An 11,369-nucleotide genomic window follows, 5' to 3' on the forward strand; every position below is an offset into this window, starting at 1 on the left:
AGTTTCTGAACTTTTCTGTTGGCATCCCGACCTTCGGCTGCTCCTACCGGTGTCACCGCATCACCGACATCGAGGAGACACCGATGACACCGACACGTTCCGTCCACCGACGGGCACCCGTCCGCCGCCTGCTGGCCGCCGCCGTGGTGGCAGCACTCGCCGGTGGGCTCGTCACGTCCACCCCGCTGGACGCCGTCGCCGCGCCCACCCCCGACGGCCCGGCTACGGCCTCCGGCACCACCTCGGCGCAGCCCCTGGCCTTCCGGGTCGACCCGGCACTGTCCGCGCCCCGGTCACCGATCGACCCGGTGGGTCGGCTCGGCACCGACCGGGAGGTCGGGGTGGTGGCGGGGCCGAGCGGGTCCCCCGCCGGGCTGGTCCTCGACGAGGTGATGGTGCGGATGGCCGACCAGGCCGAGTTGGACGCCTTCCTGACGCGCTGGGGTGGCCAGGTCCTCGACTCGTTCGCCCCCGACGACCAGGGGCAGGACCACCTGGTCCGGGTGGACGCCGACCGGGCCGACCCGGCGGCGTTGGTCGGTGACCTGCTCGCCGCCGAGCCCCGACAGTCGGGGGTGTACCGGGTCGGTGACGAGCGGGCGCTGCGGCTGCTCGCACTGGCCGCAGCCGAGTGGCGGGTCGGCACCGAACTGGTCCTCGACTGGCTGGTGGAGCCGACCGGCATCGCCGACGGTGAGGTGTTCGAGGCGCCCGACTTCGGGCACAACGTCTTCGACTGGTCGTTCATGCGGGCCGGGGGCGCGATGGACACCGGCGTCGCGCCTGCCTGGCAGCTGCTCCAGTCCAAAGGCCGGCTGACCAAGCAGGTGAAGTACCTGGTGCTCGACGGCGGGTTCACCCACAACCCCGACTTCCCGGACAAGGTGTCGCTGCACACGGTGGAGTGGGGCAAGGCCAACACCAACGACTGCACCGGCGGTACGCCCTGCCCGTGGCACGGCACCGACGTCGTCCTCGCCGGGATGGGCCGGGTCGACAACGACTACGGCACCGCCGGACCGGCCGGACCCGTGGTGAAGGAACTCGTCGCGGTCCGCAACGGCATCGACTATTGGACGGTGCTGCGCCGGCTGGAGAAGGCCGCCGAGGCGACCCACCCGGACGTGGTCAACCTCAGCTTCACCCGCGACGTCGACCTCGGCAAGTCCCACGCGCGGACCTGGACCGACCGGCGGATGAAGCACGTGCGGGACACCGGCGCGTTGATCGTCGCCGCCGCAGGGAACAACGGTGTGGACATCGACGGCGACACCCTCTACGTGCCCTGCGAGAGCACCCACGTGATGTGTGTGGGGGGCATGCGGGACAACGCGGCGGTGGCGGGCGGGTCGAACTACGGCACCAGCGACCACACCCGCTCGGTGGAGATCTACGGTCCGATGTGCGTCAGGGGCCTCGCCGACCCCGGTACGCCGGGGAACAACACGACCCGCTCGAACGCCTGCGGCACCAGTGTCGCCGCACCGTTCGTGGGTGGGGTCGCCGCCCTGGTGCTGGCCGCCGACCCCACCCTCACCGCCGCCGAGGTCCGGGGCATCCTCAACGACACCGCCCACGTCGGTGGGCTGGGCGCCAAGGTGACCGGCAGCCAACGCCGGATCAACGCCCTGGGCGCGGTCGCCGAGGCGCTGGGAGTGAAGGTCGGCAAGCCGACGGTGACCATCAGCACCCCGAAGACCGGCCAGCAGTTCTGGGTGGGGCAGACGGTGGACCTGTGGGGTTCGGCGACCGACTTCCTCGGCAAGGAGATCCCACTGACCTGGACCAGCAGCGTCGACGGCCCGCTGGCCCAGGGGTCGCAGACCTTCGCGTCGCTGTCGGCCGGTACCCACGTCGTCACCGCCACCGCCACCGACAGCCTCGGCCGCACCGGCTCCGCCGCGGTGACCGTGACGGTGGTGGACAGCCCGACGACGGTGGCGATCATCTCGCCGCCGGTGGGATCGACCCTTCCCGCCGGGCAGTCGGTCGGCCTGGTCGGTACCTCCCACGACCCCGACGAGCCCGGGTCGGTACCCGACTCGCAGGTGTCGTGGACGGTGCGGCGCGGCAACACCGTGGTGTTCCAGAAGAGCGGACACCAGGCACTCCTGCCGGCGGCCACTGTCACGCCGGGGTCCTACACGGTGACCTTCACCGCCGAAGGCGTCAGCGCCCACCGCGCCTTCGCAGTCGTGGCGGCACCGGCCGGCAAGACCGCTCCCACGGCCACGATCACCGCACCGGCGCAGGCCCTGACGCTGACCACTGACGACGGCACTCCCCGGTCGGTCGCCTTCGCCGGTACCGGCACCGACGCCGAGGACGGGGCGATCAGCGGGATGCGCCTGCGGTGGACCGCGTACGGCGACGGAGGTGTCAAGAAGGTCCTCTGCCAGGGCAGCGGAGTGCCCACCGGCGGTCCGGTCGACGACGTCGTGCAGCCGAAGAACTGCTCCGGTTTCACCGCCCCGCTGGGCCTGTTGAACACTGGGACCACCGTCACCACCTGGGTGGTGTGGCTGGAGGTGTTCGACTCCTCCGGTCTGGTCGGGGCGGACTCCGTGCCGGTCCGGATCGAGTCGGTCACTCCCTGACCCCGGCTGCGACACCACCTGCTCCCGGTGGCGTGTCCCGTGTCGCTCCGGCGGCACGGGACACGTCCGGTACGGCCCGGGGGAGGCGTGACGTGGACGTCCACCGGCGCAGTCCAGCGCCGACCGCGACTTCGACCGGGCAAGCCACCTCAGATGTCACCTATCGGTGCAGCAGGCCCCTTTCCTGCGTGCCAAGCGAGAGCAGGCACAGCGGCTGTCCCGCGGCCGTTGTTACAGATCCGATCAACAGCGCCCACCGACGCCGAACTGCCGTAGATATGGCCCTGACCGGGCTAACGCCCGAGCTGACGGTTGAGTTCCTCAAGCAGGTCGACGATCTCCAACCTGCTGGTCGGGGCAGGCAGGACGTGTGTGGTGCCGTAGGCGAGCTCGACCAACGCCGAGCGTAGGGCCGCGAGTTCATCTGCGGTGACATCCGCCTGGTACCACGATGCGTTGGGAGCCGGGACGACCTCGGTGCGCAGTCGCGCGGCAACGGCCCGCGCTGTTCCGGCGTCCGTACCAGTCCGAGTTGCCCACTCGTCGTCGCCGAGGTCGTCCAGAACGATGTCGATGACACTCGCCAACAGGTGCAGCATCTGCGGGTCACCGCAAAGCCGGACATCGGTCGGAGGGATTCGGACGGCGGTGCGGGTGATCGGCACGTCGTCCAGGCCGGCGCTGTTCTCGCCTAGCATGAATTGGACGTTCTGACGTTGCCAGCCGCGCGCCAGCTCCAGCGCGGTCATGCCGTCGGCGCTGACCGAGTCGATAGCGGCACCGGCCAACAGCAGGGCGGCGATGACCCGTTGTTCGTTGCGTTCGACCGCGTGCATCAACGCGGTCCGCCCTTGCTGGTCGAGGGCGTCAACGGCGGCGCCGGCCTGCAGGAGTACGTCCACTGCAGCATGATCTCCGCGCCGGGCAGCTATGACGATCGCTGGCGTACCGTCGGAGCGCTGCTGGTTGACGTCCGCGCCGTTCGTCAGGAGGAGGCGCAGGACCGCGGGTGCGACAGGTTGCATGACCGCAGCGATCAGAGGTGTCTCCTCGTCTGGGTGTGGTGTTGCTCCCGCTTCCAGCAGCACCTGCAGCGTGGAAAGGGCGGCCGGTCGAGGACGGTGCCTTGTACAGGACACGGCCTCCGTCAAGACGCTCCTTCTTGTAGCGGATTCCGCCCGAAGGGCCCCGTGGGAGATGAGGTACTGCACCACGTCCGTGTGGGCTTCGAGCATGGCAACGCGCAGCGGCGTCACGTGGAAGTGTCCGAAGGGTCCGATGCGTGCGCCGGCGTCCACCAGCAGGCCGACGACTCCCAGCCTGCCGCTGCGAGCTGCTCCGATGAGCACCGATCCTTGGTACCGGTTCACCTCGGCGTTCGGGTCCGCCCCGCCAGCAAGAGCCTGTGCAACGGCCACTTCGTCACCGGCTTGCACCGCCTCGACGAGTTGCTGATCGGCAGCATGGTTCATCGATTATCACCTCCCGTCTGGTCAGCAAACGCGCGCAGGCGCAGTCGCGCCGCCACGTGGCCGGTAAACCAATCGAAGAAGTTGCTGTTCAGGCCATGGCCCTCACGGACCGCAGCGCGCCATTCCGGCCGGTCGAGTACGGCGAGGTACTGCTGCACGATGTGGTCCCGTTGTTCCGGAGTACAGCCGTACCGGTTCGGAGGCTTGGTCGTCAGATAGTCGGCGATGATCGCGGCATCGACGTATCGGTTCGCTGCCGGCGGTTGCTGGGCGAGGTGGGCAGCATGCGCGGCCATCACGGCAGGTGCCGGTGGGTAGTGCTCGAGGGTCATGCCCATGCCACCGCAGTCGGCCATGATCCTCAGTAGTCGGCCGGTGTGATCGACCAGGTCGTCGTCGACATCGGTGCCGGTGATCGCCTCGTGCAGGTGCGCTGTGGTGGCAACCTCGCCGGCGAAGTAGCCGTTGAGGTAGTCGCCGTCGCAGGCATGGCGCAGTAGCCATGCCCGTGAACTGGTGGCGCCTTGTCGGCATAGCGCCTCGACGACGTAGACCCGTCCCCAGCTGGTGACGCGCTGGGCGAGCCATATCAGCGCTTCTGCACCTCCACGGCGGCGGTGCAACGCTTCGGCGGCCAACGGCCCGAAATGGTCCGACAGCAGACCGATGGTTTGGATCAGCGGGATGTCGTCCTCGGCCCAATCGGCGGCCAGCAGCGCGAGCCCGACCGTGGCTGCATTGCGATCGATGCCGTGCCGCACCAACCACCGACCGGTTTGCCGCATGCGCCGCCGATCCGCACGCAACGCCGCGGCAACGATGTGGTCGTTGCGCTGGATCGGGACGTAGACCTCGCGAAAGGCGTTGACGAGTTCACTCGCCGTTGCGTCGGGTCGGCTGAAGTGTTCGTCGAGGATGACTGCGACATCGGCCCCATAGAGGCGTCGATCCCTCACCCGCCGGTATGACGGCTGCGTGCGGTGACGGTCTCCGTCCGGATACGGCTTACCGTTGCGAGGTAGAGCAGAGTCGGGATGTTGCTGATGAAGACGCAGAGCGTGTTCGAACAGAGCGATCTGGGGTCCGAGCAGTCCAGGCTCGGTCGTCGCGCTCACCGGCGGACGGAGGACTCGATTCTTCCGATCATGATCGCGATGATCCCACCCTCGCGCGCCCTTCAGCAAGCGGCAGCCCCGTCGAGCGCCCCTGAGCCGGTACCCCTGACGTCCGAAGAAGGCGCAGATAAGCACACGGGACCTTAACGACGTCGCCCACCTTCGGTCACCACCGAAATGCGAGACAGAGTCGAAATCTACGCAGTCCTACCACCCCGAGGCGTACGGCGGGTGCTTGGTGGATTTCGCGCTGTGTCGGCGTGGGGAGAACCGTTTCGCCGACAGATGCGTCCTAACCTGCGTGATGGACGTGGGCGATGAGGATCTGTTGCGCCTTGTCGGTGAGGGGAACTGCGAGGCGTTCGACGCGTTGTATGCGCGTAACGCGTCGTGGTTGGTGCTGCGTCTGCGGAGGCGGTGTCGCGATCCGGAGTTGGTCCGGGAGGTGCTGCAGGAGACGTTCCTGACGGTGTGGCGTGCTGCGGCCGGCTACCGAGGGGACGGTACGGCGGCGGGCTGGCTGTGGACGATCGCCGCTGGTCGGTTGATCGACGCGCGACGTCGCGCGTCGGTCCGTCCGCAGAGCGCGGGGTTGCCGGGCGAGGACGTGCTGGCGTGGTCGCCGTCGGCGGAGGACGAGGTCCTGGCCGGCATGTACGACGAGGAGTTGGCAGGTGCGCTGCACCGGCTGTCGCCGCAGTTGCGAGCGGTGTTGCAGGCGACGGTGCTGGACGGCCTGACAGTGCGTGAGGCGGCGACGCTGCTGGGGGTGCCCGAAGGCACGGTGAAGACCCGGGCGATGCGCGCCCGCCGCGAGTTGCGGGAGGCGTTGTCGTGAACGACTTTCACCCCGAGGCCGAGGTACTGGCGGCGTACGCCGAAGATCGCCTCGCCGACGTCGACGCGTGGTCGGTGGAGGCGCACCTCGACCGCTGCGAAGCCTGCCGGAGGAGCATCACACCGGACGCGACCACGGCCCGGATAGTCGAGGCGGTCGCGATGTCCCTGACTCACCGGCCGTCGGCACCGGGCCGAGTGCGGCGGGGGAGCAGGTGGCGACGCGTACGTGTGTTGGCGGGTGCGGGGCCCGCGGCGCGGACGGCCTGGTTGCTGTCGGTGGCCGTGACCGGAGCGCTCGCCACCGGTACGGCGGTCAGCTCGATGATGGTGCCGTCGTGGCTGCTCCTGCTGATCGCGCCGGTGCTGCCCGCTGTCGGGACGGCCCTGTCGTATGGGCCGAGGACCGATCCGTTGCACGAGCTGATCGCCGGGACACCGCAGGGCGGCCTGCGGATCGTCCTGTGGCGCACGCTGACGGTGCTCGCGGTGGCGGCACCCGTCGCAGTCCTGGCCGGCACGGTGACGCAGATCGGTGCCCCGGTGACGTGGCTGCTTGCCTGCGTCGCGTTGACCGTCACGACGCTGGCGCTCGGCTCGTTGATCGAGCCCACGTACGCCGCGCTCGTGGTGGCGGGGGGATGGGCGGCGGTGGTGCTGGCACCGACGGTCGGGGACCTGTCGGTCGTGTCGGCCCGCGGTCCGGTATGGCTGGGCGTCACCGCGGTCGCCGCAGTGGTGGTGTACGTGCGTCGGGACCAGGTGGGGAGACAACCGGCATGACCATGGTGAACGTCGACGGCCTGCGCGTGGGGTACGGCAAGCGGGTCGTCTTCGACGATCTGGACCTCGACTTGGGGGTGGGCGTGCACGGGTTGCTCGGTCCGAACGGCGCTGGCAAGACCACCCTGATGCGAGTCCTGGCCACGGTGCTGCGCCCCGACCGGGGTGACGTCCGGCTGCTGGGTCACCGCATCGGCGACCCCTCGGGGTTGCGGCAGGTACGCCGCCAGGTGGGCTACCTGCCCCAGGCATTCGGCTTCTACCCGCGCTTCACCGTCCGGGAATTCGTGGAGTACTTCGGCTGGCTGCGGGAGATGCCACCGGGCAGGATTCCACTGGCGGTGGATCGGGCGATCGAGCGGGTCGGTTTGCTCGACCGGGCTGACGACCGGATGAAACACCTCTCCGGTGGCATGCTGCGTCGTGCCGGCATCGCGCAGGCCATCGTGAACGAACCTCGGCTGCTGTTGTTGGACGAGCCGACTGCGGGTCTGGACCCGGAGCAGCGGGTGGAGTTGCGGGCGTTGCTGCGGGAGGTGGGGCTGGACGCCGTCGTACTGGTCAGCACCCACCTGGTCGAGGACGTCGTGGCGGCATGCTCCCGGGTGCACCTGGTCGACGGGGGGCGGATGGTCTTCACCGGACTTCCCGACGAGCTGATCGCGGCCGGCGGCGACGGCGACAGCGGCGACTCCCCGATCGAGCGGGGTTACACGGCGGTGCTGCGCGGCGCGCGGACGGCACCGCGGTGAGGCGCGTGCTGGGGGTGGAGCTACGCCGGGGTACGGCACCCGCCGCCGCGCTGGCGATGTTCGGCATCGGAGTGTGGCTGCTGGTCATCCATCCGGACGACTGGGGCGGCCGGTGGGCGGGGCTGGCGAACTACCTGCGTATGTCGATGCTGGTGCTCTGTGCCCTCATGGTCGCGGCCGGAGCGTGGCAGTCCGGTCGGGAACGGCGGCGCGACATGGACGAGCTGATCGCCTCCACCCCGCGCCCGAGATGGCAGCCGCTGGCGGTGGCCTGGCTGGCCGTGACCCTGTCCGGTACCGCTGGGCTGTTGGCCGCGTTCGCCGGGGCGGCGGTGCTGGTCGCCCGGGTCGCGACATACGCCGGTGGAGGCTGGTGGTGGACGCTGATCGTCGGTGTCCTGGCCCTGGCCGCTGCCGGTGCGCTCGGTGTCCTCGTCGGACGGCTCGTCCCCCTGCGGGTGGCGGCGCCGATCGCCGCGCTCGCCAGCTACCTCGGCCTGGCCGTCGTGGCGTACGGCGACGGCACGGCCTGGGCGTGGCTCTCGCCCCTCTACGGCGGCTGGGCGGCGCACTCCCTCATCCCCGCGCGCATCACCGTGTTGCAGGCCGCCTGGCTGGTGACAGTGACGGCTCTGCTGCTCGCCGCCGCCGCGCGGTGGCGCCGAGCCGCCCTGCTGGCCGGCGTCCTCGCCATCACCGTCGCGGTGCCGATCGTCATCGGGCGGGACACCCGCCACCTCCCGGCCGACCCGGCGGCGCTGGAGCTGGTCTGCACCAGCAGCGGCCCCCAGGTGTGTCTCTCCAGGATCAACGCCTTCCTGTTCGATGACGTCACCGCGGCCGTGCAGCCGGTCCTGGAACGTCTCGACGGGATACCCGGAGCACCTAGCAGGGCGGTCGACGAGGCCGCGAAGCCGATCGGCCAGGCCTTCGGCGAGGACGACGACACGGTCTGGCTCAGCCTCGGCCACCAGTCGACCGCGCTCGGCGGCCTGGCCAGCCCCGACCATCTGCGGGCCGACCTGCGGCAGATCACCCGCGCCGTCTGCGCGGATCCCACCGGGGTACGCAGGATCGACCAGCGGGTCTACTGGACCGACGAGCTGGCCGCCGAGTGGATGCTCGACGAGTCGGCGACCATCGCCGACGCACCCATCGCCAGGCTCCGCGCGATGCCGGAGCACGCGCAGCGAGCCTGGTTCGCCGACTACCTCGCCGCCGCTGACCGATGCGACGAGCAGACTCTGATCCGGCTCGGCCAATGGCCCTGACCCGGCGGTTTCTCCGGCTGCACCTGGCCGCCCGAGGCGCATCGACCTTCGCGGTCGGCCTCGGCGTCATCACACTGCTGGCCGGTGCCGGCGGCACGTGGCTCGCCAGCAGGACCTACTTCGACGGGGCCAACGCCCGGATCCCCATGATCGCGCTCGCACCGCTGCTGGCCGCACTACTGCTCGGGCCCACCCTCAGCGGCGCCGACGAGAACCTCGAACGCAGCACCTCCCTGCCGTGGAGAGCCTGGCGAGCCGGGCACCTTCTCGTCGCCACCCTCGTGACCGCCATAGCACTCAGCCTGGCCGGGCTACGAGAACCCGACACGTACGGTGCATACGCACTGATCCGCAATGCGCTCGGCTGTATCGGACTGGTCGCCGGCGGCGCGGCGCTGCTCGGCGTGCGGCTGGCGTGGCTGCCAGCCTTCCTCTACGTCTGCGCCGTCTACGCTGCCGCTCCGCGCCACACCGGCGGCATTGTGGGGGTCTGGGCCTGGCCGATCCAGACCTCCACCTCGCCAGCGGCGTGGCTCACCGCCATCATGATCTTCGCCGTCGGTGCCACCACCTACCTCCACCGCGGATCCCGCGCCTAGGGTGGAAACCCTCTGCGCCTCGCATTGGGCGAGCGGCCGGGCGTGGTGGCGGAGGAGTCTGGCTCGCCAAGCTCCGGCCGCCAGCTCGGCACCGGTGCGCAGCACGATGCCCGCTGCATAACCCCGAACAACTCACGACCGGGATCACCTAGCGGTCGACCGCTGCCGTCACCGACTGCTCCAGAATGTCGAGGCCCTCGGCCAGTTCCTCATCCGTCAGGTTCAGGGGCGGCATCAGCTTCACCACCTCGTCGGCGGATCCGGACGTCTCCACCAGCAGCCCACGGGCGAACGCCTCCCGGGCGACCCGTCGGGCCAGCGGCGTTTCCCGGAAGGCCAGACCCCACAACAGGCCCCGGCCGCGTGACGTCACTGCGTGCGCCCGGTGCCGACCGGCGAGTTCCGCCAGCCTCGCCTCAAGCAGGATGTCCCGTTCCGCTGTCTGCTTCTCCAGTTTGCTGTCGACCCAGAATTCCTTGAGCGCGGCCGCCCCGGTGACGAAGGCGAAGTTGTTGCCGCGAAAGGTTCCGTTGTGTTCGCCGGGCTGCCACACGTCGAGTTCGGGACGGAAGAGCGTCAGGGACATCGGCAGGCCGTACCCGCTGATGGACTTGGAGAGGCAGACGATGTCGGGAGTGATTCCGGCGTGCTCGAAGCTGAAGAACGGGCCGGTGCGACCGCAGCCCATCTGGATGTCGTCGACGATCAGCAGCACCTTGCGGCGGGCGCACAGCTCGGCGAGGTCGGCGAGCCAGATCGCGCGGGCGGGGTTGATGCCGCCTTCGCCCTGCACGGTCTCCACGATGACGGCAGCCGGTAGGTCCATTCCGCTGCTGCTGTCGGCGAGCATGGTGTCGAGCAGGGTGAGCCCGGAGACCTGGCCTCCGGCGAAGCCGTCGTACGGGACGCGCCAGGTGTTGCCGAGTGGGACGCCGGCACCTGCGCGCAAGGTGGCGTTTCCGGTGACGGCCAGTGAGCCCAGTGACATGCCGTGGAATGCGCCGGTGAAAGCGACGACGGTGTGGCGTCCGGTCACTTTGCGGGCGAGTTTGAGTGCCGCCTCGACGCTGTTCGTGCCGGTGGGGCCGGTGAACTGCACGCGGTAGTCCAGGCTGCGGGGGGCGAGGACCTGCGATGCGAACTCGGCGAGGAAGTCCTGCTTGGCGGAGGTCAGCATGTCGAGGCTGTGGGTGACCCCGTCCCGCTCCAGGTAGTCCAGCAGGGCTCGCTTGAGGACCGGATGGTTGTGACCGTAGTTGAGGGCACCCGCGCCGGCGAAGAAGTCAAGGTAGGCGCGGCCGTCGTCGGCGAACATTCGGCTGCCCCGCCCGTGGCCGAACACGATCGGCCAGCTTCGGCAGTAACTACGGACCTCTGACTCGATAGTCGGCGCCATCATGATGTCTCCTCGGAGTTGGAGCTGCCCGTCCATTACGGTTTCGGAGCCGCGTCGATGTAGCTGCCTGCGTCCACGGCCTGACCTGCCGGCCCTCGGCGACGGGACGCGGTGCTGCCGCCCCGCCGCATGCCATGTGTGGCGGGGCGGGGCGGCATGAAGGCTGGTGCGGTACGGACTTCGGCCGTCAGGCCCGGGCCATGTGCTCCCGCAGGCTTCGCGGCCGCATGTCCGACCACAACGTCCCGATGTGGTCCAGGCACTCCTGCTTCGACCCGGACGTCCCCTCGGCGGTCCAGCCGAGCGGCAGCTCCCGGTCGGCCCACCAGATCGAGTACTGCTCCTCGTCGTTGCGCACGACGCGGTAGACACCGTCGTCAGTCATGACCCCTCCGGCGTGGTCGGGTGATCCGAATAGCTGAGCCCGATGGTGCCGGGCCCACGCGTACCGCCCATAGAGACGAACACGCAGACGCGTCGTGCAGCTCCGTCCCTGTTCGATCGTCCGCACCTCGCGCAGGCTCTCAGGTCACGGCCGATCGCCACC

General features: G+C 69.8%; 10 protein-coding genes. 6 read left to right on the forward strand and 4 right to left on the reverse strand.

Annotation, left to right across the window (positions count from 1 at the left end; genetic code table 11):
* The first annotated feature begins 83 nt into the window (after positions 1–83).
* Positions 84–2,597 carry a S8 family serine peptidase gene (locus ACIBO1_RS20150; RefSeq protein WP_396748609.1) on the forward strand — a complete coding sequence of 838 codons (2,514 nt, stop codon included), beginning with the start codon at positions 84–86 and terminating at the stop codon, positions 2,595–2,597.
* 293 nt (positions 2,598–2,890) lie between these two features.
* Here ACIBO1_RS20150 and ACIBO1_RS20155 read toward each other — a convergent pair whose 3' ends face one another.
* Positions 2,891–4,069, reverse strand: a complete 1,179-nt coding sequence (locus ACIBO1_RS20155) for an ankyrin repeat domain-containing protein (protein ID WP_396748611.1) — start codon at positions 4,067–4,069, stop codon at positions 2,891–2,893.
* Complete coding sequence (locus ACIBO1_RS20160; RefSeq protein ID WP_396748613.1) at positions 4,066–5,184, reverse strand: hypothetical protein; 1,119 nt, start codon at positions 5,182–5,184, stop codon at positions 4,066–4,068. The genes ACIBO1_RS20155 and ACIBO1_RS20160 overlap by 4 nt, the downstream gene beginning before the upstream one ends.
* 304 nt (positions 5,185–5,488) lie before the next feature.
* Between ACIBO1_RS20160 and ACIBO1_RS20165 the strand changes: the two genes are divergently transcribed.
* Genes ACIBO1_RS20165 through ACIBO1_RS20185 form a run of 5 tightly spaced genes read left to right on the forward strand, consistent with a single transcriptional unit; the run spans position 5,489 to position 9,426 of the window.
* A complete protein-coding gene (locus tag ACIBO1_RS20165; RefSeq protein ID WP_396748615.1) occupies positions 5,489–6,022 on the forward strand; it encodes an RNA polymerase sigma factor in 534 nt (177 codons plus the stop codon).
* The gene (locus ACIBO1_RS20170) at positions 6,019–6,804 is read left to right on the forward strand and encodes a zf-HC2 domain-containing protein (protein ID WP_396748617.1); all 786 of its coding nucleotides are present in this window, start codon (positions 6,019–6,021) and stop codon (positions 6,802–6,804) included. Before ACIBO1_RS20165 ends, ACIBO1_RS20170 begins: the two co-directional genes overlap by 4 nt.
* Positions 6,801–7,556, forward strand: coding sequence for an ATP-binding cassette domain-containing protein (locus ACIBO1_RS20175; protein WP_396748619.1), 756 nt, complete (start codon positions 6,801–6,803; stop codon positions 7,554–7,556). Before ACIBO1_RS20170 ends, ACIBO1_RS20175 begins: the two co-directional genes overlap by 4 nt.
* Positions 7,553–8,827 (forward strand): hypothetical protein, encoded by a 1,275-nt coding sequence (locus ACIBO1_RS20180; RefSeq protein ID WP_396748621.1) that lies wholly within the window; start codon positions 7,553–7,555, stop codon positions 8,825–8,827. The genes ACIBO1_RS20175 and ACIBO1_RS20180 overlap by 4 nt, the downstream gene beginning before the upstream one ends.
* The gene (locus ACIBO1_RS20185; RefSeq protein ID WP_396748838.1) at positions 8,824–9,426 is read left to right on the forward strand and encodes a hypothetical protein; all 603 of its coding nucleotides are present in this window, start codon (positions 8,824–8,826) and stop codon (positions 9,424–9,426) included. The genes ACIBO1_RS20180 and ACIBO1_RS20185 overlap by 4 nt, the downstream gene beginning before the upstream one ends.
* A gap of 148 nt (positions 9,427–9,574) precedes the next feature.
* Here ACIBO1_RS20185 and ectB read toward each other — a convergent pair whose 3' ends face one another.
* On the reverse strand, positions 9,575–10,822 hold the full coding sequence (gene ectB, locus ACIBO1_RS20190; protein WP_396748840.1) for a diaminobutyrate--2-oxoglutarate transaminase: 1,248 nt from the start codon (positions 10,820–10,822) through the stop codon (positions 9,575–9,577).
* A 187-nt stretch (positions 10,823–11,009) separates the two neighbouring features.
* Positions 11,010–11,207 carry an MbtH family protein gene (locus tag ACIBO1_RS20195; protein WP_396748623.1) on the reverse strand — a complete coding sequence of 66 codons (198 nt, stop codon included), beginning with the start codon at positions 11,205–11,207 and terminating at the stop codon, positions 11,010–11,012.
* Positions 11,208–11,369 lie beyond the last annotated feature (162 nt).

Source organism: Micromonospora sp. NPDC049903, from assembly GCF_044460945.1.
Taxonomy (GTDB): Bacteria; Actinomycetota; Actinomycetes; order Mycobacteriales; family Micromonosporaceae; genus Micromonospora.

Coding starts and splice junctions, on each gene's coding strand:
- ACIBO1_RS20150 (WP_396748609.1), top strand. CDS start 84: ATGACACCGACACGTTCCGTCCACCGACGGGCACCCGTCCGCCGCCTG.
- ACIBO1_RS20155 (WP_396748611.1), bottom strand. CDS start 4,069: ATGAACCATGCTGCCGATCAGCAACTCGTCGAGGCGGTGCAAGCCGGT.
- ACIBO1_RS20165 (WP_396748615.1), top strand. CDS start 5,489: ATGGACGTGGGCGATGAGGATCTGTTGCGCCTTGTCGGTGAGGGGAAC.
- ACIBO1_RS20175 (WP_396748619.1), top strand. CDS start 6,801: ATGACCATGGTGAACGTCGACGGCCTGCGCGTGGGGTACGGCAAGCGG.
- ectB (WP_396748840.1), bottom strand. CDS start 10,822: ATGGCGCCGACTATCGAGTCAGAGGTCCGTAGTTACTGCCGAAGCTGG.
- ACIBO1_RS20195 (WP_396748623.1), bottom strand. CDS start 11,207: ATGACTGACGACGGTGTCTACCGCGTCGTGCGCAACGACGAGGAGCAG.